Origin of the sequence: Pseudomonas panipatensis (assembly GCF_900099785.1) — a bacterium.
GTDB lineage: Bacteria > Pseudomonadota > Gammaproteobacteria > Pseudomonadales > Pseudomonadaceae > Pseudomonas > Pseudomonas panipatensis.
In genome coordinates, this window is record NZ_FNDS01000001.1 from 188,590 (window position 1) to 213,626 (window position 25,037).

At 68.0% G+C, this 25,037-nt stretch carries 27 protein-coding genes; 21 read left to right on the top strand and 6 right to left on the bottom strand.

All coding sequences use genetic code 11. The features are described from left to right. Window positions 1–96: 96 nt before the first annotated feature. The gene (locus tag BLQ74_RS00915; protein WP_090259884.1) at window positions 97–570 is read right to left on the bottom strand and encodes a YchJ family protein; all 474 of its coding nucleotides are present in this window, start codon (window positions 568–570) and stop codon (window positions 97–99) included. 2 nt (window positions 571–572) lie between these two features. Beyond that, entirely contained in the window at window positions 573–1,061 is a 489-nt protein-coding gene (locus BLQ74_RS00920) for a DUF6231 family protein (RefSeq protein ID WP_090259886.1), read from the bottom strand. Between the two features lie 140 nt (window positions 1,062–1,201). Between BLQ74_RS00920 and BLQ74_RS00925 the strand changes: the two genes are divergently transcribed. The 3 genes from BLQ74_RS00925 to BLQ74_RS00935 all read left to right on the top strand — a co-directional run bounded on the left by BLQ74_RS00925 (window position 1,202) and on the right by BLQ74_RS00935 (window position 2,991). Then, window positions 1,202–1,834, top strand: coding sequence for an OmpA family protein (locus tag BLQ74_RS00925; RefSeq protein ID WP_090259889.1), 633 nt, complete (start codon window positions 1,202–1,204; stop codon window positions 1,832–1,834). 121 nt (window positions 1,835–1,955) lie between these two features. Beyond that, window positions 1,956–2,234 carry a DUF1145 domain-containing protein gene (locus tag BLQ74_RS00930; RefSeq protein WP_090259890.1) on the top strand — a complete coding sequence of 93 codons (279 nt, stop codon included), beginning with the start codon at window positions 1,956–1,958 and terminating at the stop codon, window positions 2,232–2,234. Further along, window positions 2,227–2,991, top strand: a complete 765-nt coding sequence (locus BLQ74_RS00935) for a hypothetical protein (RefSeq protein ID WP_090259892.1) — start codon at window positions 2,227–2,229, stop codon at window positions 2,989–2,991. The genes BLQ74_RS00930 and BLQ74_RS00935 overlap by 8 nt, the downstream gene beginning before the upstream one ends. Window positions 2,992–3,020: 29 nt before the next feature. Here the strand turns inward: BLQ74_RS00935 and BLQ74_RS00940 are convergent, their stop codons facing one another. Then, a complete protein-coding gene (locus tag BLQ74_RS00940; protein WP_090259894.1) occupies window positions 3,021–3,485 on the bottom strand; it encodes a CopD family protein in 465 nt (154 codons plus the stop codon). Window positions 3,486–3,606: 121 nt separating this feature from the next. Between BLQ74_RS00940 and dinG the strand changes: the two genes are divergently transcribed. From dinG to BLQ74_RS00970, 6 genes are all read left to right on the top strand, one after another. Continuing rightward, on the top strand, window positions 3,607–5,751 hold the full coding sequence (gene dinG, locus BLQ74_RS00945) for an ATP-dependent DNA helicase DinG (protein WP_090259896.1): 2,145 nt from the start codon (window positions 3,607–3,609) through the stop codon (window positions 5,749–5,751). A 99-nt stretch (window positions 5,752–5,850) separates the two neighbouring features. Beyond that, window positions 5,851–8,139: an alpha-amylase family protein gene (locus BLQ74_RS00950; protein ID WP_090259898.1), complete on the top strand. Its 2,289-nt coding sequence runs from the start codon at window positions 5,851–5,853 to the stop codon at window positions 8,137–8,139. Window positions 8,140–8,247: 108 nt separating this feature from the next. Further along, window positions 8,248–9,393 (top strand): serine hydrolase domain-containing protein, encoded by a 1,146-nt coding sequence (locus tag BLQ74_RS00955; protein ID WP_090259900.1) that lies wholly within the window; start codon window positions 8,248–8,250, stop codon window positions 9,391–9,393. A gap of 279 nt (window positions 9,394–9,672) precedes the next feature. Then, entirely contained in the window at window positions 9,673–10,464 is a 792-nt protein-coding gene (locus tag BLQ74_RS00960; RefSeq protein ID WP_090259902.1) for an OmpA family protein, read from the top strand. An 84-nt stretch (window positions 10,465–10,548) separates the two neighbouring features. Beyond that, window positions 10,549–11,196 (top strand): pyridoxamine 5'-phosphate oxidase, encoded by a 648-nt coding sequence (gene pdxH, locus BLQ74_RS00965; protein WP_090259904.1) that lies wholly within the window; start codon window positions 10,549–10,551, stop codon window positions 11,194–11,196. A 91-nt stretch (window positions 11,197–11,287) separates the two neighbouring features. Then, entirely contained in the window at window positions 11,288–12,427 is a 1,140-nt protein-coding gene (locus BLQ74_RS00970) for a glycerate kinase (RefSeq protein ID WP_090259906.1), read from the top strand. Here the strand turns inward: BLQ74_RS00970 and BLQ74_RS00975 are convergent. After that, window positions 12,412–12,648: a hypothetical protein gene (locus BLQ74_RS00975; RefSeq protein WP_090259909.1), complete on the bottom strand. Its 237-nt coding sequence runs from the start codon at window positions 12,646–12,648 to the stop codon at window positions 12,412–12,414. The two genes, BLQ74_RS00970 and BLQ74_RS00975, sit on opposite strands and share 16 nt — an antisense overlap. A 181-nt stretch (window positions 12,649–12,829) precedes the next feature. Here BLQ74_RS00975 and BLQ74_RS00980 point away from each other — a divergent pair, with 181 nt between their 5' ends. The 9 genes from BLQ74_RS00980 (at window position 12,830) to BLQ74_RS01020 (ending at window position 21,437) form a co-directional block, all read left to right on the top strand. Next, complete coding sequence (locus tag BLQ74_RS00980) at window positions 12,830–13,294, top strand: outer membrane lipoprotein (RefSeq protein ID WP_090259911.1); 465 nt, start codon at window positions 12,830–12,832, stop codon at window positions 13,292–13,294. A gap of 252 nt (window positions 13,295–13,546) precedes the next feature. After that, entirely contained in the window at window positions 13,547–16,345 is a 2,799-nt protein-coding gene (locus tag BLQ74_RS00985; protein WP_090259914.1) for a monovalent cation/H+ antiporter subunit A, read from the top strand. After that, entirely contained in the window at window positions 16,345–16,677 is a 333-nt protein-coding gene (locus BLQ74_RS00990) for a Na+/H+ antiporter subunit C (protein WP_090259916.1), read from the top strand. The genes BLQ74_RS00985 and BLQ74_RS00990 overlap by 1 nt, the downstream gene beginning before the upstream one ends. Next, complete coding sequence (locus BLQ74_RS00995) at window positions 16,674–18,176, top strand: monovalent cation/H+ antiporter subunit D (protein ID WP_090259920.1); 1,503 nt, start codon at window positions 16,674–16,676, stop codon at window positions 18,174–18,176. Before BLQ74_RS00990 ends, BLQ74_RS00995 begins: the two co-directional genes overlap by 4 nt. Then, entirely contained in the window at window positions 18,173–18,673 is a 501-nt protein-coding gene (locus BLQ74_RS01000) for a Na+/H+ antiporter subunit E (protein ID WP_090259922.1), read from the top strand. Before BLQ74_RS00995 ends, BLQ74_RS01000 begins: the two co-directional genes overlap by 4 nt. Then, complete coding sequence (locus BLQ74_RS01005; protein WP_090259924.1) at window positions 18,658–18,927, top strand: K+/H+ antiporter subunit F; 270 nt, start codon at window positions 18,658–18,660, stop codon at window positions 18,925–18,927. The genes BLQ74_RS01000 and BLQ74_RS01005 overlap by 16 nt, the downstream gene beginning before the upstream one ends. Then, window positions 18,924–19,253: a Na+/H+ antiporter subunit G gene (locus tag BLQ74_RS01010; RefSeq protein ID WP_090259925.1), complete on the top strand. Its 330-nt coding sequence runs from the start codon at window positions 18,924–18,926 to the stop codon at window positions 19,251–19,253. Before BLQ74_RS01005 ends, BLQ74_RS01010 begins: the two co-directional genes overlap by 4 nt. Window positions 19,254–19,408: 155 nt before the next feature. Then, a complete protein-coding gene (locus tag BLQ74_RS01015) occupies window positions 19,409–20,314 on the top strand; it encodes a DMT family transporter (protein WP_090259926.1) in 906 nt (301 codons plus the stop codon). 19 nt (window positions 20,315–20,333) lie between these two features. Beyond that, entirely contained in the window at window positions 20,334–21,437 is a 1,104-nt protein-coding gene (locus BLQ74_RS01020) for a PLP-dependent cysteine synthase family protein (protein WP_090259928.1), read from the top strand. A gap of 18 nt (window positions 21,438–21,455) precedes the next feature. On the opposite strand, the gene BLQ74_RS01025 is transcribed toward BLQ74_RS01020, so the two are convergent. After that, a complete protein-coding gene (locus BLQ74_RS01025) occupies window positions 21,456–22,124 on the bottom strand; it encodes a COG3650 family protein (protein WP_090259930.1) in 669 nt (222 codons plus the stop codon). A gap of 105 nt (window positions 22,125–22,229) precedes the next feature. On the opposite strand from BLQ74_RS01025, the gene BLQ74_RS01030 reads away from it, so the two are divergent. Continuing rightward, window positions 22,230–22,628, top strand: a complete 399-nt coding sequence (locus BLQ74_RS01030) for a DUF488 domain-containing protein (protein WP_090259932.1) — start codon at window positions 22,230–22,232, stop codon at window positions 22,626–22,628. A gap of 51 nt (window positions 22,629–22,679) precedes the next feature. Here BLQ74_RS01030 and BLQ74_RS01035 read toward each other — a convergent pair whose 3' ends face one another. Further along, window positions 22,680–23,279: a short chain dehydrogenase gene (locus BLQ74_RS01035; protein ID WP_090259934.1), complete on the bottom strand. Its 600-nt coding sequence runs from the start codon at window positions 23,277–23,279 to the stop codon at window positions 22,680–22,682. A 104-nt stretch (window positions 23,280–23,383) separates the two neighbouring features. Here BLQ74_RS01035 and BLQ74_RS01040 point away from each other — a divergent pair, with 104 nt between their 5' ends. Further along, window positions 23,384–24,298, top strand: coding sequence for a LysR family transcriptional regulator (locus BLQ74_RS01040; protein ID WP_090259936.1), 915 nt, complete (start codon window positions 23,384–23,386; stop codon window positions 24,296–24,298). A gap of 274 nt (window positions 24,299–24,572) precedes the next feature. Further along, window positions 24,573–25,034 carry a sn-glycerol-3-phosphate transporter gene (locus tag BLQ74_RS01045; RefSeq protein WP_090259938.1) on the top strand — a complete coding sequence of 154 codons (462 nt, stop codon included), beginning with the start codon at window positions 24,573–24,575 and terminating at the stop codon, window positions 25,032–25,034. Window positions 25,035–25,037 lie beyond the last annotated feature (3 nt).

Sequence of the window (25,037 nt, forward strand, 5' to 3'; positions counted from 1 at the left end):
AGGGGCATGCACCCAAGTGGGGCGCGCTGCCGGGCGTCCGTTCGCCAAGGCCGCCAGGACCTTCGCCCGGCGGTCGTTCTCAGGACTGGCGGGGTTTCAGCCGATCCAGGGGCCGCAGCATTTCTTCAGCTTGCCGCCGGAACCACAGGGGCACGGATCGTTGCGGCCGAGCTTGAGCGGCACCGTCGGGTCGAGGAAGTACCAGCGTCCGTCGCGTTGGACGAACCCCGAACACTCGCGGTGACTGTGTTCGCCCTGGCTGTCGTGCCAGCGAGCGGTGAAGGTGACCCGCGCGTGTTCCGGCTGGCCGCCGAGCACTTCATGACTCTCCACCTCCAGGCCCAACCAGGTGCTGCCGAGGCTCCAGGCGCGGATGGCGTCCAGGTCGAGAGCGGCTTGCTGCGCCGGCAGCGTGGTGGCGCGCAGGTAGTCGACCAGGCCGAGGGCGTAGGCACTGTAGCGTGAGCGCATCAACGCTTCGGCGGTGGGCGCCGCCTGGCCGGCATGAAGGCGGCCGCAGCAGTCTGGCAGCGGCATGCTGCTGCCGCAGGGGCAGGTTGGCTCGGCCATGGTCACCACCAGTACTTGCCGAAGTTTTCCGGGTTGGCCCAGAACTTGGCGTTCAGCCAGTCCGGTACCTGTTTGTATTCGCGCAGGTCGTAGGTCAACAGGGTCAGGGTCTGTTCGCCGCGCTGGAAGCGTTCGCTGGCCTGCATGCCGAGGGCGTAGAAATCGGTTTCGGCGACCCCGGCCGCCGGCAGATCGACCAGGACGGCGACGCGGCTGCTGTTGAGATTGCGGATGCCGCCGACCAACTGCAGTGTAGTGCGGCGATCCAGGTGTTCCAGGCAGTCGGCGAGCAGGGCCAGGTCATAGCGCTGCGCGGCCAGGTCCGCCGGCAGCGCGCCGGCGTCGGCATGGGCGACCTCGCAGTTCGGGTGCGCCTGCTGGAAGGCTTCCACGGCCGGAATGCGTCCGGCGCCGACCAGCAGCAGGCGCTGCGGGGCGTAGCGGTCGAGCAGGGCGGCCAGGGCTTGCTGGGGAGTACGGTCGGAAATCATCGGGCTCTTCGAGTACGGCTGTCGGATGCGCAGAGACTAGCCTGTGGCGTCCTTATGGCCTAGTGCTGGCGCATTTCCAAGAGGGCGTCTTTACTCGGTTATTGTCGGTTCAGACGCATCTCTAGAGGAGAGACTGATATATGAGCATTACAAGGACCGCTTTACCCCTCTTGCTGGTAGGCAGTTTGCTCACCGGTTGCGCAGGGTTGCAAAAGTCCGACTGGCCGACGTGCGCGCTGGTCGGTGGTGTGGGCGGCGCAGGCCTCGGCTCCATCGAAAACAGCACCTGGGCGGGATGGGGTGCGGTGATCGGTGGCGTTCTGGGCGCCTCCTACTGCTGGGTACATGGTGCCGGGGAGCAGGTTGCCGCTGCGCCGCCGCCCGCGCCTGCGCCCGAGCCGGCCCCGGCTCCGCCGCCGAAGGAAGAGACCATCGTGGTGCGCGATCTGCATTTCGCCTTCGACTCGTCGAAGATCGATTCGCGCGACAAGGACCAACTCGACGCGGTCGCGAACCGCCTGAAAGGCGAGGCGGCGTCGACCGAGCTGGATATTTCCGGTCATACCGACAGTGTCGGCTCCGACAAGTACAACCAGAAGCTGTCTGAGCGTCGTGCCCATGCCGTGGCCGACTACCTGGTGCAGTCCGGCGTTCCGGCGTCCAGTATCAAGTCGGTCGAAGGCTATGGCGAGAGCAAGCCGGTCGCTGACAACAAGACCAAGGAAGGCCGCGCCCAGAACCGTCGCGTGGAAATCCAGATCAAGCGTCAGTAAGTGCGGTGAGCTGTCTGCGACGGGGGCCTGATGGCCCCCGTTGTCTGTCCGTGGTCCTCTGGCATCCACCACCGCCTCCGGGGTATGGTGCCGGCACAAGAAAATACCGGGGAGCGTCCAAATGAAGGCTGTGGTGGGGCTGGGCAAGCTGATTGCCCTGTTGTTCTGGCTGGCGCTGCTGGCCAATCTCCTGAGTCCTTTCGCCCATCCCTTCGCGACCCTGATGCAGGTCGCGGGCGGGTTGATACTGCTGATTCACATCGTCGAACTGCTTGCGCTCGGCGCCCGCCTCAAGGGCCGCCCGCGGCCCTGGCTGGATCGCGCACAGGTCCTGCTCTTCGGCATCTTCCATTTCCTTTCGCTTCCGCAGTCCGCGGCTCAGGAGGGCAGCCATGCGTAAGTTCGTTCTGGCCTTTTCGCTTTTCGCGCCGCTGGCCTGTTCGGCCGCTGGCGTCGTGCATGTCGAGGCGAACAGCGTGTTGCGCCTGCCGGTCAAGGGCGATTCCCTGAGCCTCGAGCGTATCGAGGTGGCGCCGGGCGGCGCCCTGCTGATTCCAGCGCAGGTCAAGCTGCTCAAGGTCGGCGAACTGGACCTGGAAAAGAACGCTCGCCTGGGCGTCTTCCCCGGCGAGCAGCCGTTGCGCATCGAGGTGCAGCACGGGCGCTTCGCCGATGGCAGCGTGATTGCCGCGCAGGGCGCGTCCGGCAGTTTTCATCGCCCGGCCAGTGCCGGGCGTAACCTGGTCTTGCGCCTGCAAGGCGTGGAGGTCGTCAACCTGCTGGTGGATGTCCGTGGTGGCGTCGGTGCGCCTGGCTACGATGGCCTGGATGGCGCCAACGCCAGTGCCGGCGGTTGCCTCTGGGGCAGCGCGCAGGCCGCTGGCGACGGTCAGGACGCTGGCAGTGGCCAGGCGGGCGGCGCCGGCGGTCTGGTGCGCCTGGAAGTGCCCGAGCGCTTCCCGGCCGAGCAGGTCAAGGTGCGTCTGGAAGGTGGTGCCGGTGGTGCGCCGGGCAAGCCGGGCAAGGCCGGTGCGCGTAGCGGCGAAAAAGGCTGCTGGGTCTACTCGGTGGAGGGCGCGGCCGGTGGTCGCGATGGCCGCAGCGGAACCCAGGGCGCGGCGGGGAGCGCCGGCCGCTTCGAGGTGGTGCGCTTCTGAGCGAAGCGCACCCGCGGTTCAGCGCCCGCTTACCAGTGCGGGCGCATCGCGACAAAGCCCACCAGCACCAGGCCGAGCAGCAAGTTGCCGCCAACCGTGCGGCGGATGCGCCCCAGCGCCGCGCCGCCGGCCTGCCAGTCCTCGGCGGCCACCGCGCGGCGCAGTTCCGGCAGTTGCAGGGCCTGTACACGCAGGAACAGCGCCAGCATCGCCACGTAGAGTCCCATCATCACCTGTACATAGCGTGGCGCGCCGGCCATGCCGTTGAAGCTCAGATGCAGCATGCCGATGCCGCTCACCGGCAGCACCACGATCGCCGCCCAGACCCAGACGAAAAACCGTGGAAACACCTCGCTCCATAGCGTGAGCCGGGCGGGTGCTTGCAGCGCGGCGACGGCGGCCGGCCGCAGGATCATCCAAGCGAAGAACATGCCGCCGACCCAGATCAGGGCGGCCAGTACGTGAAGGGCATAGACGGGAGCAAAGGCGGTCATTCAGCGATCTCCGCTGGCGGTTGGGACGAAGCGCGCTATCATAGCCGGCCAATCGAACCACTGAAAATTTATCCAGCATCCGGATGTGTCCCGCGGGACCGGCCCGATGCCCGGGAACTCCATGCTCAGCACCGAACTCAAGGCCCAGATCCAGGGCGCCTACTCGCGCTTCCTCGAGGCCAAGGAACTCAAGCCGCGCTACGGCCAGCGCCTGATGATCGCCGAAGTGGCCAAGGTCCTCGGCACCATCCAGAGCGACGAAGAAGGCCATCGCACGGGCGAGGCCGCGGTGGTCGCCGTCGAAGCCGGCACCGGTACCGGCAAGACCGTGGCCTACAGCCTGGCGGCCATCGCTTGCGCCAAGGCCGCCGGCAAGCGCCTGGTGATCGCCACCGCCACGGTCGCGCTGCAGGAGCAGATCGTCCACAAGGACCTGCCCGACCTGCTGCGCAACAGCGGCCTGGCCTTCAGTTTCGCCCTGGCCAAGGGGCGCGGACGCTACCTGTGCCTGTCCAAGCTCGATCACCTGCTGCAGGAAGGCCAGGCGCAGAACGCCACCGCCCAGCTGTTCGAGGAGGAAGGCTTCCGCATCGATGTCGATGAGAGCAGCAGTAAGCTGTTCAACCAGATGATCGAGCGCCTGGCCGGCAACCGCTGGGACGGCGATCGCGACAGCTGGCCGGAGGCCATCGAGGACGCGCACTGGGCGCAATTGACCACCGACCACAGCCAGTGCACCAACCGGCATTGCCCGAATTTCCAGCAATGCGCTTTCTACAAGGCGCGCGAAGGCATGACCAAGGTCGACGTGATCGTCACCAACCATGACCTGGTGCTGGCCGACCTGGCCCTGGGCGGCGGCGCCATCCTGCCCGACCCGCGCGAGACCCTCTATGTCTTCGACGAGGGCCACCACCTGCCGGACAAGGCCATCGGCCACTTCGCCCACTTCACCCGCCTGCGCGCCACCGCCGACTGGTTGGAGCAGGTGGCGAAGAACCTGACCAAGTTGCTGGCGCAGAATCCGCTGCCCGGCGACCTCGGCCGCCTGATCGAACAGGTCCCGGAGCTGGCCCGCGAGCTGCGCACCCACCAGCAATTCATGTTCACCGCCTGCGAGGAGATCGGCGATTTCCGCGCCGGCGAGGACATGGAAGGCCGCGAGCGCCCGCGTCATCGTTTCGAGGGTGGGGTGATCCCCGAGCATATCCGCGAGATGGGCATCGAGCTGAAGAAGGGCTTCGCCAAGCTCACCGACCTCTTCACTCGCCTCACCGAGCTGCTCAAGGACGCCATGGACGGTGAGGGTGGCGCCGGCATCGCCAGCTACCAGGCCGAGGAGTGGTATCCGCTGTTCGGCAGTCTGCTGGCGCGCGCCCAGGGCAACTGGGAGCTGTGGACCGCCTTCACCTGCGAGGATCCGGAAGACAGCCCGCCGATGGCGCGCTGGCTGACCCTGGCGGAAAGCGGCAGCTTCTATGACATCGAGGCCAACGCCAGCCCGATCCTCGCCGCCGAGACCCTGCGCCGCAACCTGTGGAACGTCGCCTATGGCGCCCTGGTGACCTCGGCGACCCTGACCGCGCTGGGCACCTTCGACCGCTACCGCATGCGCGCCGGCCTGCCGCGCGCGGCGGTCACCGCGGTGGTGCCGAGTCCCTTCCACCACGCCGAGGCCGGATTGCTGCAGGTCCCGGACCTGAAGGCCGACCCGCGCGATGCGGCGGCCCACACCGCGGCGATCATCCGCGAGCTGCCGGGCCTGGTCGAAGGCGCCCGTGGCGCACTGGTGCTGTTCGCCTCGCGCAAGCAGATGCAGGAAGTCTTCGATGGCCTGGAGCGCGACTGGCGCAAGCGCGTGCTGATCCAGGGCAACCTGTCCAAGCAGGAGACCCTGAACAAGCACAAGGCGCGGGTCGACGACGGCGAGTCGAGCGTCCTCTTCGGCCTGGCCAGCTTCGCCGAAGGGGTCGACCTGCCGGGGGCGTATTGCGAGCACGTGGTGATCGCCAAGATTCCCTTCGCCGTGCCGGATGATCCGGTGGAGGCGGCGTTGTCCGAATGGATCGAGGCGCGCGGCGGCAATCCCTTCATGGAAATCGCCGTGCCGGATGCCTCGTTGCGCTTGGTCCAGGCCTGTGGCCGGCTGCTGCGCACCGAGCAGGATCGCGGCACCATCACCCTGCTCGACCGCCGGGTGGTGACCCAGCGCTATGGCAAGGCGATCCTGAACGCCTTGCCGCCGTTCCGTCGCGAGATCGCCTGAGGCGCTCGCCGGCATTCACGCGGGGGCGTAGCCTGCGTCCCCAGTCGCAAACCATGGCGGGCGCCAGCCGCGCAGGCGCCGCCCGAAGGACAAGATTGCATGCGTTCGACCCGTTGGCATCTGCCGCTGCTGCTGAGCCTGAGCCTGGCCACCGCGCCCTGCTGGGCCGCTGGCGACAGCGATACCTTGTTCAACTTCGTCAAGCCGCTGTCGGTGGTCTCCATCGGTCTGCAGGATGCCGACCTGCCCAGCGCCACCGGTGAAGCCACGGCCGAGGGTGAGATCCTGCGCCGCGTGCATTTCTCGCCCGCGCCCCGGCCGACCCTGCGCCTGACGCCCGCCAGCGGCAGTTGGGACTGGTCCCAGGCCGGCAGCATGAGTCTGCGCATCCAGAACGCCATGGATTGGGCGCTGACCCTGGAAATCGACATCGAGAACCTCGACGGCAAGCCTGGCCTGCACGCCAGCGTGGCGCTGCCCGCCGGTCCCGCGCAGACCCTGTTGGTGCCGCTGCAGGAAACCGCGCCGCAGCTGTTTGGCATGCGCGCCGGTGTGCCCATGCCGGTCACCCTGGACGGCCAGCGTCTGCTCCTGGCGCCGGTGGTCACGGGGTCGCTGAATCGCAGCAAGGTCGGCGCGGTGAAGATCTACCTGAGCGATCCCAAGGCGGCGCAGAACATCCTCGTCGGCCGTTTCGGAACCCGCGCCGGCGGCGATGAGCTGCACCGCGCCTACAGCGCCATCGTCGATGCCTTCGGCCAGGCCAGCCGTGGCGAGTGGCCGGAGAAGGTGAAGAGCGTCGAGCAGTTGGCCAATGCCTGGAAGGCCGAAGGCGAGCAGTTGAAGAAATGGCAGGCCGGCGCCGAGCCGCGCGATACCTTCGGCGGCCTGCTGGAAGGCCCCAACTTCGAGGCCAGCGGTTTCTTCCACAGCGAGAAGCGCAATGGCCGCTGGTGGCTGGTGACGCCCGACGGCCATGCCTATTGGTCGCTCGGGGTGAACACGGTGAACCGCGAAAGCAGCCAGACCTACATCGAGGGGCGCGAATACATGTTCAGCGTCCTGCCCAGGGAGGGCGAGCCGCTGGCCGCCTTCTACGGCCAGAGCGACGACCGCGAAGGCGTCGCGGCCCAGCAGGGACGGGCCTTCGGTTACGGTCGCTGGTTCGACTTCTATGCCGCCAACCGCTATCTGGCCAGCGGCGGACTGAGCGGCCAGCAGGCCGACGATGCCTGGCTGGAGCGCACTCTGGCGCGCCTCGATGCCTGGGGCTTCAACTCCCTGGGCAACTGGAGCGAGCCGGCGTTCGCCGGTGCTTCGCGTATCCCCTACAGCCTGCCGCTGGCGATCAGCGGCGACTTCGCCACCGTCAGCACCGGCTACGACTGGTGGGGCGCCATGCCCGATCCCTTCGATCCGCGCTTCGCCATGGCCGCCGAGCGGGCCATCGCCATTGCCACCCGCGATCACCGCGAGGATCCCTGGCTGCTCGGCTACTACGCCGACAACGAACTGGCCTGGGCTGGCCAGGGCAATAGCCCGCAGAGCCACTACGCGTTGGCCGTCGGCGCCCTGGCGCTGTCCACCGACAGCCCGGCCAAGCGCGCCTTCACCAAGCAATTGAAGGACAAGTATCACGACCACTTAGCCCTGGCCGAAGCCTGGGGCATCGAACTCGGCGCCTGGGAGGACCTCGACGTGCCGGGCTACCGGGCGCCGCAGCCGAGCGCCGGGCATCCCGCTATCGAGCAGGACTACAGCGCCTTCCTGCGGCTGTATGCCGACCAGTACTTCAAGACCTTGCGCGACTCCCTGAGCTGGCACGACCCCAACCACCTGCTGCTCGGCGGACGCTTCTCGGTGAACACCCCGGAAGTCCTGGCCTCCTGCGCACAGTACTGCGACCTGCTGAGCTTCAACCTGTATGCCGCGACGCCCCAGCAGGGCTACGACGCCGCCTATGTGCGCAGCCTCGACAAGCCGGTGCTGATCAGCGAGTTCCACTTCGGCTCGCGCGATCGCGGACCCTTCTGGGGCGGCGTCTCGGAGGTCTACAACGAGCAGCAGCGCGGCGAGCGCTACCAGCAGTTCCTCGCCGCGGCGGTGAAAGACCCGCAGATCGTCGGCGCGCACTGGTTCCAGTATCTCGATCAGCCCGTGACCGGGCGCCTGCTCGATGGCGAGAACGGCCATATCGGCCTGGTCGGCATCACCGATCTGCCGTTCACCAGCTTCGTCGAGGCGGTGCGCAAGGGGAACCAGCAAGTCGCCAAGGCCATGCAGGAGGAGGCTCGCGCCGCCGCCAAGGCGCAGCCCGATGCGCCGGTCAAGCCCAGCGAACCGGAGAACACCGCCAGCGCCACGCAGAGCAAAGCGGGCGCGCCATGAGCGGACATTCGCCGCGCTCATGCTGGTGCGGCCGAACCTACGCAGGGTTCACAAGCTCCGGTGGCGCTGGAAGAATGTCCGCCTTGCCTCTCTACCCGGAGTTCGTCCATGACCCTGCACGGCCACTTCGATAGCCACTTCGCCCCCGTCGCCGCTGCGTTCAGTGCGCTGTTCGCCGACCCGCAGGAGCGCGGCGCCGCGCTGTGCATCCAGGTCGGCGGCGAGACCCTGGTGGATATCTGGGCCGGCAATGCGGGCAAGGAGGAGGGCCAGGCCTGGCACGCCGACACCATCCTCAACCTGTTTTCCTGCACCAAGACCTTTGCCGCGGTCGCCGCCCTGCAACTGGCCGGCGAGGGCAAGCTCGATCTGGACGCGCCGGTGGCGCGCTACTGGCCGGAGTTCGCCGCGGCCGGCAAGCAGGCCATCAGCGCGCGGCAGTTGCTCAGCCATAGCGCCGGCTTGCCGGCCCTGCGCGACCTGTTGCCCGCCGAGGCCCTGTACGACTGGACGGCGATGACCGCCGCGCTGGCCGCCGAGCAGCCCTGGTGGACCCCCGGCAGCGAGCATGGCTACGCGCCCATCACCTATGGCTGGCTGGTTGGCGAGCTGATCCGGCGCATCGATGGCCGCGAGCCGGGCCCGGCAATCATCGAACGCACCGCCAAGCCCCTGGGGCTGGACTTCCATATCGGCCTGGCCGACAGCGAGTTTCCCCGTGTCGCGCATATCGCCCGGGCCAAGGGCAATCTCGGCGATGCCGCCGCGCAGCGCCTGCTGCGGACCATGATGAGCGAGCCGACGGCCCTGAGCACGCGGGCCTTCACCAACCCGCCGTCGATCCTCACCAGCACCAACAAAGCGGAATGGCGGCGGATGCAGCAGCCGGCGGCGAATGGCCACGGCAATGCCCGGGCCCTGGTCGGCTTCTACAGCGGTCTGCTGCAGGGCCGATTGCTGGATTCGGCGCTGCTCGCCGAACTGACCCGCGAGCACCGGCGCGGCGAGGATCGCACCTTGCTCACCTGCACGCGCTTCGGCCTGGGCACCATGCTCGACCAGCCGGAACTGGCCAACGCCACCTATGGCCTCGGTCCGCGCGCTTTCGGCCATCCGGGTGCCGGCGGTTCGGTCGGTTTCGCCGACCCCGAGCGGGAATTGGCATTCGGCTTCGTCACCAATACCCTTGGCCCCTATGTGCTGATGGACCCGCGCGCGCAGAAGCTGGCGCGCATCGCCGGCGAATGCCTGTAGCGGCGTACCGGTCGACGGACTGCCCGCGGCAGCGTGGAACCTTCCGCTGCCGCCCGGCTCGAAGCCCCGCGTGACAGGTATTCTCGCCGGTCATGGGGGCGTGCCCGCACAGGCACTTTCAGGTTTGCCGCATTGCCGCGGCCACTCGTCGCCCGAACAATAAAATCCCCTTGCAGCTTAGTCAGTTATGTTCAACTTTTAAGCTCAACTATGAAGTATTGCGCCCGCGTGCCTCGCGCCGCTCGCCAATCCCGTTGTCTTTCCGATGGATTTCGTCCCATGAGATTGCTCAAGACCTCGACCCTGCTCCTCTGCGTTGGCCTGTCCGCCTGCAGCCATTTCCAGTCCCAGGGCGGCGCCGCGCCTGAACAGACCGCCAGCGCAGCCCACTGGTGGTGGCCGTTTGGCAAGGCCGATGAAGCCGCCGCCAACGCCCCCGTCGCCACGCCGGCGGCACAGCCGGTGGCGGCCAAGGTCGCCGCGGCCGAACAGCCTGCCGGCGGGCACTGGTGGTGGCCGTTCGGCGCCTCGAACGCCGCCGCCGCCAGCGCGGCGGCCGCGCCGGCGCAGGCCGCGGAGCAGGCGCCGGTGCCGAACGTGCCGGTCACCAAGGAATGGCTGGACCGCTATGAGAAGGCCCTGCGCAGCGCCGTGGCCGGCAGCAAGTTCAGCGTCGAGCGCCGTGACAATGCCCTGGCGCTGATCGCCCCGGCGGATACCTCGTTCAACGCCAAGCGTCACGAACTCCTGCTGCCCAACACCCTGGGTCCGCTGAGCAAGGTCGCCAAGCTGGTCCAGGACGATCCGCAGAGCGGCGTGGTGGTGCTCGGCCACAGCGACAGCAGCGGCAACAAGGCCGACAACGACAAGCTCAGCCTGCAACGTGCCCAGGCGGTGGCGGCGATCTTCCACCTCAGCGGCCTGGGCAACGACCGCCTGCGCTTCAAGGGCGTCGGTGGCGACCAGCCGCGCGCGGACAACAAGACCGCCAAGGGCCGCGCCCTCAATCGTCGCGTCGAAGTGCTGCTGACCTCGCGCGGCAACCTGCTGGCCCTGGCCCAGAGCAAATAAGCCAGCGCGGCGTTTGTCGCCGGTCAAGCATTGGGATGCTTCTCTGGTTAAGCTAGGGTTTCCGCCTGTGTAGGAGAATTCCCAATGGCCCAGACCCTGGCCGACATGCGCCGTGAATACACCCGTGACGGACTCAGCGAGGCGCACGCGCCCGCTGAGCCGCTCAGTCTGTTCCAACAATGGTTCGAAGAGGCGGTGAAGACCGAGCAACTGCCTGTCGAACCCAACGCCATGACCCTGGCCACCGTCGACCCTGACGGTCAGCCGCATTGCCGCGTGCTCCTGCTCAAGGGGCTGGATGACCGCGGTTTCACCTTCTTCAGCAACTACGACAGCGCCAAGGGCGATCAACTGACCGCCAACCCCCGCGCGGCCATGACCTTCTTCTGGCCGGCGCTGGAGCGCCAGGTGCGCATCGAAGGGCGGGTGGAGAAAGTCTCCGCCGAAGAGTCCGACGCCTATTACCGCGTGCGCCCGCTGGGCAGCCGTCTGGGCGCCTGGGCCTCGCCGCAGAGCCGGGTGATCAGTGGCCGCGAGGAACTGGAGCGCCTGCTGGCGGAAACCGAGAAGCGCTTCATGGACAGTGCCCCGCATTGCCCCGAACACTGGGGCGGCTACCGCCTGCTGCCGGTGCGCATCGAGTTCTGGCAAGGCCGCCCCAGCCGTTTGCACGATCGCCTGAATTACCGCCTGGACGGCGACGCCTGGGTGCGCGAGCGCCTGGCGCCCTGAGTTTCTCCTTCCCGCCACGCATCGCGGGCCTGGCCCGCGATCGCTCGCGCCGTCTCGAAGCGCTGCTGAATTCCCTGCCCGAGGTCATTGCATGAAGGTCGTGATCGCCCCCGATTCCTTCAAGGAAAGCCTGTCCGCCCCCGAGGTCGCCGCTGCCATCGCCCGTGGCTGGAGCCGGGCGCGGCCGACCGACGAGATTCTCCTGCGGCCCATGGCCGATGGCGGCGAGGGCACGGTGGACGCGGTCCTGGCGGCGACCAGCGGTGAGCGGCGCGAATGTCGCGTGCGCGGTCCCCTCGGCGAACCGGTGCTGGCGCACTGGGGCTGGCTGGGGGAGGGCGCTGCGGTCATCGAAATGGCCGCCGCCAGCGGTTTGCATTGGGTCCCCGTGGCGCAGCGCGATGCGACCCGCACTACCAGCTATGGCACCGGCGAGCTGATTCGCGCGGCCCTCGACGGCGGGGCGCGCAAGCTCATACTCGGCCTCGGCGGCAGCGCCACCAACGATGGCGGCATGGGCCTGCTGCAGGCCTTGGGCGTGCGCTTCCTCGATGCGCAGGGCGCGCCGCTGGGCGATGGTGGCGCCGAGCTGGCGCGCTTGCAGCGGATCGAGCTGGACGGCCTGGACCCGCGCTTGGCGGAGACCGAGGTAGAGGTCGCCGCCGATGTCGACAATCCGCTGTGCGGAGCGCGTGGCGCGTCCGCTGTGTTCGGTCCGCAGAAAGGCGCCAGCCCGGCGCAGGTCGAGCAGTTGGATCAGGCACTGCAACGCCTGGCGGCGGTGGCGGCGCAGACCTTGGGCGAGGATCACAGCCGCTTCCCCGGTGTCGGTGCGGCCGGCGGCCTCGGCTTCGCCGCGCGGGCGTTCCTGCGGGCGCGTTTCCGGCCGGGCATCGAATTGGTCGCGGAAGTCTCCGGGCTGGCCGAGGCGCTGTCTGGCGCCGATCTGGCGATCACCGGCGAGGGCCGCCTGGACGCGCAGAGCCTGCACGGCAAAACCCCGGTCGGGGTGGCGCGAGCGGCGGCCGCCGCGGGGGTGCCGGTGATCGCCCTGGCCGGCAGCCTCGGCGAGGGCTATGCGCGTTTGCATGAGGTCGGTATCGCCGCAGCCTTCAGCCTGGCGCCGGGGCCGATCAGCCTGGCCGAGGCGCTGGCCGGCGCCGCCGGAGAATTGCAAGCGCGCGCCGAGGAACTGGCGCGGTTGTGGAGCCTGGCTCAGTCGGCGCGGTAGTCCTCGGCGGCCCGTTGCAGCCAGGTGGGCAGGTCGCGGCGCTTGACGCCTTCTGCCTTGGCTCGCTCCAGGCAGCGCAGCAGGTAGCTGCGCTTGTCCGGATCGTCGCCGGCCAGCGATAGCGCCAGGTCGCGGTCCATCCAGCGGCGGATACGGCGGAACAGCCACCAGTGGAAGTACAGGCCGGCGGCGGTGGTGATGAAGATGATGAAGTAGTCCATGGGGCGCTCCTCTCGCGGACGCAGACCCTATCCAATCCGCGCTGCGACATAAAGGCGCGGTTTTGTCGCAGGTCGCCAACTGTACCGTCGCTGAACAAAGCCGATTTTACGGCCTCGCCCGCGTGACAGCGCATGCCGCGGCAGGGTCTAATATCCACCTAATCTTTTCGGAGGTTCCCGTATGCGTAATTCTGCCTTCTTCGTTGCTGGTTTCACGGCCCTGGCCCTGACTCTCGGCGGTTGCCAATCCAGCCTGACCGGCGACACCTACAGCCGCGACGAAGCACGTACCGTGCAGAACGTCCGCTGGGGCACCATCGAAGCGCTGCGTCCGGTGAAAATCGAAGGCACCAAGACCCCGATCGGCGCCGCTGCCGGCGCAGCCGTGGGTGGTATCGGCGGTAGCGCCATCGGCGGTGGCCGTGGCAGCTACGTGACCGCCATCATCGGCGCGGTCGCCGGTGGCCTGGCCGGCGCCGCCGCCGAAGAAGGCCTGACCCGCACCCAGGGCGTGGAGATCACCGTGCGTGAAGACGACGGCAGCTCCCGCGCCTACGTTCAGGAAGTCGACCAGGGCGCCGTGTTCCGCGTCGGCGAGCGCGTGCGCATCCTGACCGTCAACGGCACCAGCCGCGTCTCTCACTGATACGCGGACACCGCCGCGTCTCGCGCGGCGGTCGATTTCAAGCGCGCGACACCGGTTCCCGGTGCCGCGCGCTATCGTTTCCGGGGCTGTCATTTGCCGTTCGCCGGAACTGGCGGGTGTGGCCGGGCCCCGTGTGAGCCTTTTGGAAATATTTCTATCCATGACGCCTTATCGATAGGCATGGATAATCGGAAATTCCGCGTCCGTTCTGGATGGAACGGGCGGAGGCTATGAACGAGTAAGGAGAAGGTCATGATGCTGGCGCTGCTGATCGCGCTGCCTTTCCTGGGATGCTGCCTGCCGGTGCTGGCCGAGCGTTTCGGTCGCAACGCCTGCGCGGCCGCCGCGGCCCTGGCGCCGTTGCTCGGTCTCGGTCTGCTGCTCGGCCAGCGCGGCGTGCTGGCGGGCGAGCGTCTGTTCGCCCGCGTCGATTGGCTGCCGGAGCTGGGACTGAACCTGAGCCTGCGCCTGGACGGCCTGGGTTTCCTCTTCGCCCTCTTGATCCTCGGCATCGGCCTGCTGGTGATCCTCTACGCCCGCTACTACCTCGCCGAGCAGGAGCCGACCGGGCGCTTCTACGCCTTCCTCCTGCTGTTCATGGGCGCCATGCTTGGCGTGGTGCTCAGTGAAAACCTGCTGCTGATGCTGGTGTTCTGGGAGCTGACCAGCCTGTCTTCGTTCCTGCTCATCGGCTTCTGGAACCAGCGCTCGGATGCCCGCAAGGGGGCGCGCATGTCCCTCGCGGTGACTGGCGGCGGTGGCCTGGCGCTGCTCGCCGGCATCCTGCTGATCGGCCATGTGGTGGGCAGCTTCGAGCTGTCCCGGGTGCTCGAAGCGCGCGCGCTGCTGCAGGGCAGTCCGTTGTTCCCGCTGGCGCTGGTGCTGGTGCTGCTCGGCGTGTTCACCAAGTCCGCGCAGTTTCCCTTCCACTTCTGGCTGCCCCACGCAATGGCCGCGCCGACGCCGGTGTCGGCGTACCTGCATTCGGCGACCATGGTCAAGGCCGGGGTATTCCTGCTGGCGCGCCTGTACCCGGTGCTGGCCGGCAACGACCTGTGGTTCTACCTGGTCAGCCTCACCGGCCTGGCGACCCTGTTGCTGGGCGCCTTCACCGCGCTGTTCCAGAACGACCTCAAGGGGCTGCTGGCCTACTCGACCATCAGCCACCTGGGCCTGATCACCCTGTTGTTCGGCCTGGACTCGCCGATGGGCAACGTCGCGGCGATCTTCCACATCATCAACCACGCCACCTTCAAGGCCTCGCTGTTCATGGCCGCCGGGATCATCGACCACGAGACCGGCAGCCGCGACATGCGCCGCATCAGCGGCCTGTGGAAGTACATGCCGCATACCGCCGTGCTGGCCATGGTCGCCTCGGCGTCCATGGCCGGGGTGCCGCTGCTCAACGGATTCCTCAGCAAGGAGATGTTCTTCGGCGAGACCCTCTCGTGGAGCATGAGCGGTAGCTTCAAGTGGTTGATGCCGAGCCTGGCCACCCTGGGTGCGCTGTTCTCGGTGAGCTATTCGGTGCGCTTTATCCACGACGTGTTCTTCAACGGCGAGCCGCTCAATCTGCCCAAGCAGCCCCACGAGCCGCCGCGCTACATGAAGGTGCCGGTGGAGGTGCTGGTCGGCCTGTGCCTGCTGGTTGGCATGGCGCCTTCGCTGACCGTGGCGCCGCTGTTATCCGCCGCTGTCGCGGCGAGCCTCAACGGCACGCCGCCGGACTACAGCCTGGCGATCTGGCATGGCTTCAACACGCCTTTGCTGATGAGCCTGATCGCACTGGTCGGCGGTGTGCTGCTCTATGTCCAGCGCAAGCCGCTGTTCGGCTGGTATGCCGGCCTGCCGGCGCTGGACGCCAAGCTGGTCTTCGAGCAGCAGGTGCAGCGTTCGGTGCGCGGCGCCAAGGGCCTCACCGCGCGACTGCAGAACGATTCGCTGCAGCGCTACCTGCTGCTCCTGCTGTTGGCGGCGCTGGTGGTCGTCTGCGCCGGGCTGGCGCCGCTGTCGAGCCTGGCCGGCCAGCGTCCGCTCAGCTCGCTCGACGCGGTCACCGCCTTCGGCCTGGCCCTGCTCGCCCTCAGCGGCCCGCTGACCGCTGCCTTCCATCGGCAACGCCTGGTCGCGCTGATCGTACTGAGCATCGCCGGCTTGCTGGTGGCCCTGGTCTTCGCCCGCTTCGCCGCGCCGGACCTGGCGCTGACGCAACTGGCGGTGGAAGTGGTGACCATGGTCCTGCTGATGCTGGCGCTGTACTACCTGCCGCAGCGCACGCCGAAGGAAAGCAGCAGCCTGCGTGGCTTGCGCGACTTCCTCGTGGCCCTGGCCTGCGGGGTGATGGTGGCACTGCTGGCCTACGCCGTGCTGACCCGCCCCTACGACAGCATCGCCGGCTACTACCTGGCGAACAGCGTTTCCGGCGGCGGTGGGCACAACGTGGTCAACGTGATCCTGGTCGATTTCCGCGGCTTCGATACCCTCGGTGAAATCAGCGTGCTGGCGATCGCCGCGGTGGGTATCTTCGCCCTGCTCGACGGGCTGCGCCTGCCGGTGCGCGAGCGTGACGGCGAGGGCCGGCCCTGGTCGGCCGAGCGCCATCCGCTGATCCTCGCCAGCCTGGCGCGCCTGCTGCTGCCGCTGGCGCTGCTGGTGGCGGTGTTCATCTTCCTGCGCGGGCACAACCTGCCGGGCGGTGGCTTCATCGCCGGGCTGGTCAGCGCGGTGGCGCTGATCCTCCAGTACATCGCCTGCGGCAGCCGCTGGGTGCGCACCCGCTTGCCGCTGAACTACTCGCGCGGCGCTGGCCTCGGGGTCCTCATCGCCGGGCTCACCGGTCTCGGCAGCTGGGCCTTCGGCTATCCGTTCCTGACCTCGTCGTTCGGCCATTTCTACCTGCCGCTGGTGGGCGAATTCGAGCTGGCCACGGCCATGCTCTTCGACCTTGGCGTGTACCTCACGGTGGTCGGGGCGACCCTGCTGATCCTCGCCGGCCTCGGCGAACTCAATCCGCCGCCGGAATCGCCGGCGTCCGCCCAGGAGGCGCTCTGATGGAAGCCCTGTTCGCCGTCACCCTCGGCCTGCTCAGCGCCAGTGGCGTCTATCTGCTGCTGCGCGCGCGGACCTTCCCGGTGGTGCTCGGCCTGACCCTGATCTCCTACGCGGTGAACCTGTTCCTCTTCGCCATGGGCCGCCTCGCCGGCGACCCGGCGGTGCTCGGCCAGGTGGCCAATGCCGGCGATGCGATCCCCCAGGCGCTGGTGCTCACCGCCATCGTCATCGGCTTCGCCATGACCGCCTTCGTCATCGTTCTGGCCCTGCGCGGCCTGGCCGAGACCGGCGACGACCATGTCGACGGCAGGCCGGGGGAGGGCGATCGGTGAATCATCTGCTGATCGCTCCGCTGCTGCTGCCGCTGTTCTGCGCTTGCCTGCTGCTCTGCGGCGGACTCGGCCAGAGTGCCAGCCGGACCTTGTCGCTGCTCGCCACCCTGGCCTTGCTGCCGTTGAGCGCGTGCCTGCTGGCGCAGGCCGCCAGCGGCCAGGTGCAGTTCTATGCCCTCGGCAACTGGCAGCCGCCATTCGGCATCATCCTGGTGCTCGACCGCCTGAGTGCCTTGATGCTGCTGGCCAACGCCGTGCTCGCCAGCTTCGCGCTGATCTATGCGCTGCACGGCGACGATGCCCGTGGCCGGCACTTCCATGCGCTCTTCCAGTTCCAGGTGCTGGGCCTGAATGGCGCCTTCCTCACCGGCGACCTGTTCAACCTGTTCGTGTTCTTCGAGATCCTGCTGATCGCCTCCTACGCGCTGCTGCTGCATGGCGGCGGAGCGGGGCGGGTGCGCGCCGGGCTGCACTACGTGGTGCTCAACCTGGTCGGCTCGGCGTTCTTCCTGATCGCCGTGGGCGTGCTCTATGGCATCAGCGGCACCTTGAACATGGCCGACATGGCCCAGCGGGTGGCGCACCTGAGCGCCGAGCAGGCGCCGCTGGTGCGCGCCGCGGCCTTGCTGCTGCTGGTGGTGTTCGGCCTCAAGGCGGCCCTGCTGCCGCTGTATTTCTGGCTGCCACGCGCCTACGCCGAAGCCAGCGCGCCGGTCGCCGCGCTGTTCTCGATCATGACCAAGGTCGGCATTTACTCGATCCTGCGCGTCTACACGCTGATCTTCGGCGCCCAGGCCGGCGAGCTGGCCAACCTGGCCCAGGACTGGTTGTGGCCGCTGGCTCTGCTCGGCATCGTCGCCGGCAGCCTGGGCGCGCTGGCGGCGAGCACCCTGCAGGGGCTGCTGGCCTATCTGGTGGTGCTCTCCGCCGGCACCCTGATGGCGGCGCTGGCCATCGGCACGCAGGCGGCCCTGGGCGCGGCGCTTTATTACCTGCTGCACAGCACCTGGGTGGCCGGTGGGCTGTTCCTCCTCGCCGATCTGATCGCCCGCCAGCGTGGCGACAAGGGCGGTGAGCTGGTGCAGGGCCCGGCGCTGTTGCAGCCGCACCTGCTCGGCGCGCTGTTCTTCCTCGGCGCCATCGCCGTGGCCGGCTTGCCGCCATTGTCCGGTTTCATCGGCAAGGTCCTGCTGCTGCAGGCGCTGCCCACGGGCTGGGCGGCCGTGGCGTTGTGGAGCGTGGTGCTGCTCAGCGGCCTGGTGACCCTGGTCGCCCTGAGTCGTGCCGGCAGCACGCTGTTCTGGCGCGTTGGCCGCAGCGTGCTGGGCAACGCCGAGCGTGACCCCGTGCGGCTGTTCGCCACCATCGGCCTGCTGGCCTGCGCCCCGCTCATGGTCGCCTGCGCCAAGCCGCTGCTGGCTTATGCCCAGGCCGCGGCCGCGCAATTGCTGGATGGCGAGCTGTACCGCCAGGCGATTCTCGCCGGAGGTGGCGCATGATCCGCCGCCTGCTGCCGCACCCGCTCCTGAGCCTGTGCCTGCTGCTGGGCTGGGTGTTGCTGGTCAACGATTTCTCCTTCGGCCACTGGCTGCTCGCCGCCGTGCTCGCCCTGGCGCTGCCGCTGCTGTGCCGGGACATGCTGCTGGCGCCGCTGCCCATTCGCCGGCCGGGACTGCTGCTGCGCTTCATCGGCCGGGTGCTCTACGACATCGTCAAAGCCAACCTGCAGGTGGCGCGCCTGGTGCTGGGGCCGACACGGCGCCTGCAGCCGGCCTTCGTCGAGGTGCCGTTGGCGCTGCGCGAGGACCTGCCGATCGCCATCCTCGCTAGTGTCATCACCCTGACGCCGGGGACCGTCTCCGCCGACCTCAGCGCCGATCGCCGCGTGCTGCTGGTGCATGGCCTCGACGTGCCCGACCCGCAGGCGCTGGTGGCGGAGATCAAGGCGCGCTACGAGGCGCCGCTGAAGGAGGTGTTCGAATGCTCGCCCATGTGATCCCGCTGTGCCTGGCGCTGCTGGTGCTGGCCGTGCTGCTGACGGTGGCGCGGCTGGTTCGCGGGCCGAGCGTGGCGGACCGCATCCTGGCCCTGGACACCCTGTCGGTGGAGGCCATCGCGCTGATCGTGCTGTTCGGTATCTGGCGCGGCAGCGGCCTGTATTTCGAGGCTGCGTTGCTGATCGCGGTGATGGGCTTCGTCAGCACCGTGGCGCTGTGCAAGTTCCTCCTGCGCGGAGACATCATCGAATGAGCGGTCTGATCGAGGCGCTGGTCGCCTTCTTGCTGCTGGTTGGCAGCCTGTTCGCCCTGCTCGGCGCCATCGGCCTGTATCGCCTGCCGGACTTCTACACGCGCCTGCACGCGCCGACCAAGGCGTCGACCCTGGGCGTCGGCGGCGTGGTGCTCGGCTCGCTGCTGTACTTCAGCACGCTGGGCGGCGGGCTGAGTCTGCACGAGGTGCTGATCACCCTGTTCCTGTTCATCACCGCGCCGGTCAGCGCCCACCTGCTGGCCAAGGCGGCGATGCAGCAACGCCTGCCGCGCGCATCGCGTACCCGCGGCGAGCCCTGGGAGTAACCCGGCGCGGCCCGTCGATGGGTAGCGCTCCACGCCATCCGCCGCGCGTGACTGGCGGGTAAGGCGGACGGCGTTACAGTTTTGCCCCGGCGCTGTGTCTGTCGGCCGCCACGGGCAGGCTTCTATACTCCCTGGTTTTCCCATTGGAGCGTCCCGTGCAGCAATCCCGGCCGTTCGCCCTGGCGTGCCTGGTGTTGGCCATGGCGCTCTGGGGCAGTTCCTTCATCGCCCTCAAGCTGGCTTTCGCCGAATGGCCGGCGATGTGGGTGATTTTCGCGCGCATGGCCATCGGCAGCCTGATCTTCCTTGCCGCCTGGCGTTGGCGCGGACGCATCGACTACCGTCCGGGCGACTGGAAGTCCCTGCTCGGCCTGGCCATCTGCGAGCCCTGCCTGTACTTCGTCTGCGAGTCGTTCGCCTTGCAGTACACCAGCGCCGCCCAGGCCGGGATGATCACCGCGCTGTTGCCATTGCTGGTGGCGGTCGGCGCCTTCCTCCTGCTGCGTGAGCGAATCTCCCGCAATACCTGGCTGGGCTTCGCCCTGGCGGTGTGCGGCGCGCTCTGGCTGACCCTGGCCAGCGAGCCCGACCGGCACGCGCCGCAGCCGCTCCTGGGGAATTTCTTCGAGCTGCTGGCGATGCTCTGCGCCAGCGGCTACACCTTGTTGCTCAAGCACCTGTCGGCACGCTACTCGCCGTTCATCCTGACCGCCATGCAGGCCTTCATCGGCTCGATCTTCTTCCTGCCGCTGGCCGTGCTGAGCGCCGGCACGCCACCGGCGCCGAGCGGGCAGGGCCTGTTCGCCCTGGTCTATCTGGGCAGCGTGGTCACGGTGGGTGCCTATGGTTTGTACAACTTCGGGGTCAGTCGCCTGCCGGCGAGCCAGGCCTCGGGTTTCATCAACCTGATACCGGTGTTCACCCTGGTCTTCGCCGCGCTGCTGCTCGGCGAGGTGCTCAACGCCCAGCAGGCCTTGGCCGCCACCCTGGTCTTCGTCGGGGTGGCGCTGAGCCAGTGGCGCAGTGCCGCGCCGCCACCGCCGGCCGGCGTCCTGGACTGAACGCGACGAGGAACCGCCCATGCCCGCCAGAACCCGTGCCTGGAGCTGTGAAGCGATCCGCATCATCGAGGCGGATTTCCAGCGCAGTGCCGATACCCACCTGATTCCCCTGGAAATGCCAGGCCTGCCGGGCATCGACCTGTACCTCAAGGACGAGTCCAGCCACCCCACCGGCAGCCTCAAGCACCGCCTGGCGCGCTCACTGTTCCTCTACGCGCTGTGCAACGGCTGGCTGAAGCCGGGGGCGCCGGTGATCGAAGCCTCCAGTGGCTCGACGGCGATCTCCGAAGCCTATTTCGCGCGCCTGCTCGGCCTGCCCTTCATCGCCGTGATGCCGGCCACCACTTCGCGGGAGAAGATCGCGCAGATCGCCTTCTACGGCGGCCAGAGCCACCTGGTCGACGACCCCACGCGGATCTATGCCGAATCCGAGCGCCTGGCGCGGGAAAGCGGCGGGCACTTCATGGACCAGTTCACCTATGCCGAGCGCGCCACCGACTGGCGGGCGAACAACAACATCGCCGAGTCGATCTTCCAGCAGATGCGCCACGAGCGCTTCCCCGAGCCGGCCTGGCTGGTTTCCAGCGCCGGCACCGGCGGCACCCTGGCCACCCTCGGGCGTTTCGCCCGCTATCGCCGCCACGAGACCCGCGTACTCTGCGCCGACGCCGAGCGCTCGGTGTTCTTCGACGCCTACCGCAGCGGCGACCGCAGCCTGACCCTGGATTGCGGCTCGCGCATCGAAGGCATCGGCCGGCCGCGCGTCGAAGCATCCTTCCTGCCGTCGGTGATCGACGCCATGGCCAAGGTGCCGGATGCCTGGTCGCTGGCCGCCATGTATTACCTGGCCGAACGCCTCGGCCGCCACGTCGGCGGGTCCAGCGGGACCAACCTGATCGGCGCGTTGCTCGCCGGTCGGCAAATGCTGGCCAATGGCGAGTCCGGTTCGCTGGTGGCGATTCTCTGCGACGCCGGCGAGCGCTACGCCACCACCTACTACGACCCGAAGTGGCTGAGTGAGCAGGGCTACCAGTTGGCGCCGCTGATCGAGGCGGTGCGGCAGTGCGCGGAGGCGGGCGTCGCCCTGCCGGCGACGATCGAAACCGTCGGCTTGCAGGGCTGAGTGGGAAGGGGGGCGCCTTCAGTCGCTGCTGGCGCCGCCCGGATAGGCGCAGCCACGCAGAACCTGGCCGTTCAGGCGCAGCTCCGCGGAAAGCGTGCTGACCGCACCGCTCATGCTGTTCACGCAGCGCGCCGGGGCCACCCAGAGTTCCAGTTTCTGGCCATTGGCTTCGCTGGAGTAGCTGCTGCTGCCACCGGGGACGCTTTCCACCACGTAGGGCACTACCAGTGCCTTTTGCCCGGGACGTTCGAGCAACAGGCCCTGGGCGTTGATCATCACGCTCCAGCCCGGCTCGTTGCCGCCGGCCTGGACGATGGTGCGCTTGAAGTTGGGATCGTCGCAGGCGTGGCCTTCGTTCTGGATGCGGTACAGGGTATCCACCTGCAGCGCGCCGTCGGTGCCGCTGGAGCGGCTGCCGCCATAGCTGCCGCGGACATCGACGAACAGGCTGTCGGCACCGCCGGCGAAGAGTTCGCGGGCTTCGCGCGCCAGACCGGTATCGGCGCTATCCTCGATGCCGAAGCGGCGATTTTCCTGGCAGGGTCGCAGGATCAGCGCATCGCCCTGGCGGCTGAGTTCGCCCTGTACTCGGGTCGGCAGGTTCACCACCGTGGGCTTGGGGGTCCAGACCTGGCAGGCGGCGAACAGAGGCAGAAGGCTATACAGGGCGAAACGGGCTGAACGCATGGCGGGGGCTCCCGAAAAATGCGCCCACGTTACCGAGCGGCCGAGCGCTTCTCAAGCGCCTTGATGGCCTTGAATCTTCTGATCGCGGGTGTAGGAGGCTGAAGGATGATTCGCTGTAAGCGTGCCTATGAGGCCGTGGCCGAGGGCGATGGCTACCGTGTGCTGGTGGACCGTCTGTGGCCGCGCGGCCTGCGCAAGGAAGCCCTGGCGCTGGACGAGTGGCTGAAGGAGGTCGCGCCGTCCAATGCGCTGCGCCAGCGCTTCCACCAGGACCCTGCGGACTACGAGGCGTTCTGCCGGGACTATCGCGCCGAACTGGCGGCGCATCCCGAGCACTGGTGGCGGCTGCTGGACATCGCCCGCCAGGGCCAGCTGACCTTGCTCTATGGCGCGCGGGATACGCAGCACAACAACGCGCGGGCGCTGGCCGACTTCCTCGACGAGGAACTGGAGCGCCAGCAGCCCGGCAGTTCGCCGACCTGCTACGCCGGGCTCAGCGAGTAGGGCGGATGGCGCCGAGCGTGCTATCCGCCCCGACGGCGTTCCCGGGCGCGCTTACCAGATGCGGTAGACCTGCCCGGTCTGCGCGCCTTCCACGCTGCGCGCGAAACCCAGCGCCGCGTCTGCCGCGCTCACCGGCTTGAAGCCGCGGAAGTAGGGCGCATAGCCGGTCATGGACTCGACCAGCACGTTCGGGCTGACCGCGTTGATCCGCTGCCCGCGCGGCAGCTCCAGGGCGGCGCTGCGGACGAAGCCCTCGACGCCGGCATTGACCATGCTCGCCGAGCTGCCGAAGCGGATCGGGTCGTCGCTGAGGATGCCGGTGGTCAGGGTGAAGGAGGCGCCGTCGTTGGCGTAGCGGCTGCCGATCAGCACCAGGTTGACCTGGCCCATCAGCTTGTCCTTGAGACCGATGGCGAACTCGGCTTCGCCCATCTCCGCCAGCGCGCCGAAATGCACCTTGCCAGCGGCGCTGACCAGGGCGTCGAAGGGCCCGGTCTGCTCGAACAGCGCCTTGATCGAGGCGCTGTCGGTGATGTCCACGCGCAGGTCGCCGCTGCTGCGGCCGACGCGGACGATTTCATGGCGCTGACCCAGTTCGTTGGCCACGGCCTGGCCGAGGGTGCCGCTGGCACCGATGAGGATGATCTTCATGCTGGCTCCATTGCTGAGGGGAAATGACGAAACCAGTCTAGGTGGGTATTTTGTTTTGATAATCGGGTTAATTGGCAACCTGTCGTTTTCATGGGGAAACAATGATGGGCGAACTGGACGATCTCGCCGCCTTCGCCGTGCTGCTCGCCTGTGGCAGCTTTACCCGCGCCGCCGAGCGCCTGGGATGCAGCAAGGGGCAGTTGTCCAAGCGCATCCGTGCGCTGGAGGACGACCTTGGCGTGACCTTGCTGCACCGGACCACCCGCAGTCTGTCGCTGACCGCCGCCGGCGCCGCGCTGTTGCCCGAGGCCCAGGCGCTGAACGCCCAGGCGGCGCGGGCGCGGCAGGCGGTGGCGAGCTTGCAGGAAGCGGAGCAGGGCACGGTCCGCCTGAGCGTGCCGGTGTCCCTTGGCGAGACGTTCTTCGATGCCTGGCTGGTGGAGTTTTCCCGTGCTCATCCGGGCATCCGCCTGGAGCTGGATCTGACCAATGAGCGGCGCGACCTGGTCGCCGAGGGCTTCGACCTGGCCATCCGCTCCGGCATGACGGGCGACGAACGCCTGGTGGCGCGGCCGCTGTTCGCCCTGCAGGAGATCACCTGCGCCACCCCAGCCTACCTCGCCAGCCATGGCGAGCCACGGCAGCCAGCCGAGTTGAGTGGCCACAATTGCCTGCTCAACACCCACTATCCGGGCCACGAGGAGTGGCTCTATCAGCGTCGCCACGAATTGTTCCGCGTCGCGGTGTCCGGCGTGCTGGCGAGCAATCACTACACTCTGCTGAAGAAGGCGGCCATGGCTGGTGTAGGAATCAGCCGTCTGCCCTCGTACATGATTCAGAGTGAACTTGCTGAAGGACGTTTGGTCTGGTTACTGCGCGATTACCAGACGCGCGCCTCGCCGGTGTTCCTGGTGCATCCCTATCAGGGCGGATTGCCGCGGCGTACCCAGTTGCTGGTGGATTACCTGCTCGCCTGGTTCGAGCGCAGTCGCCAGCGGCTGGTAGCGTTGCAGGGCTGATCGTGCCGTCAGTGTTGGGGCGCGGTTCCGTGCCGGTTCAGGGATGCCTGGCTAGGCTTTGCCTATCCTTTGCGGTTGCGCCTCAGAGGGGCCGGGCAGTATCAACTGCCGCGCCGAAGCCCGGCCCGCCTGAACGCTGCGTTGGGACAGCGTCGAATCACGCGGCCGGGTAACGATCGAGAATCCTCGCCCACTCATCCGTGCCTGGGCCGGTAGCCGTGCAGCGATGCCGTCCACCGAGTCACGTTCGCATTGCCGTCGCCATGGAGGCGCCATGAAACGATATACCCTGCTCCTGGTTTTCCTGCTCGGCAGCCCCTGCGCCCTGGCCGCCGACGACGGGGACTTCTGGTATCTGCAGACCAGTGTCTACACGCACCACTGGAGCTATGACCCGGAGCACAACAACCACCAGGATCTGATCGGCCTGGAGCGCGACTACGCCGATGGCCTGCTCTGGGGCGGCGCGACCTTCCGCAACTCCTTCAGCCAGCGCTCCAACTATGCCTACGTCGGCAAGCGCTTCGACCTCAAGGGCTCACCCTTCTATTTCAAGCTGACCGGTGGCCTGCTGCAGGGCTACCACGGCGAGTACCGCGACAAGATTCCGTTCAACCATTACGGCGTGGCGCCAGCGATCATTCCGTCCTTCGGCGTTCACTGGGGCCCGGTCGGCGCCGAGTTCGTGGTGCTCGGCGACTCCGCGGGCATGATCAACGTCGGCGTGCGTTTCTGAGAC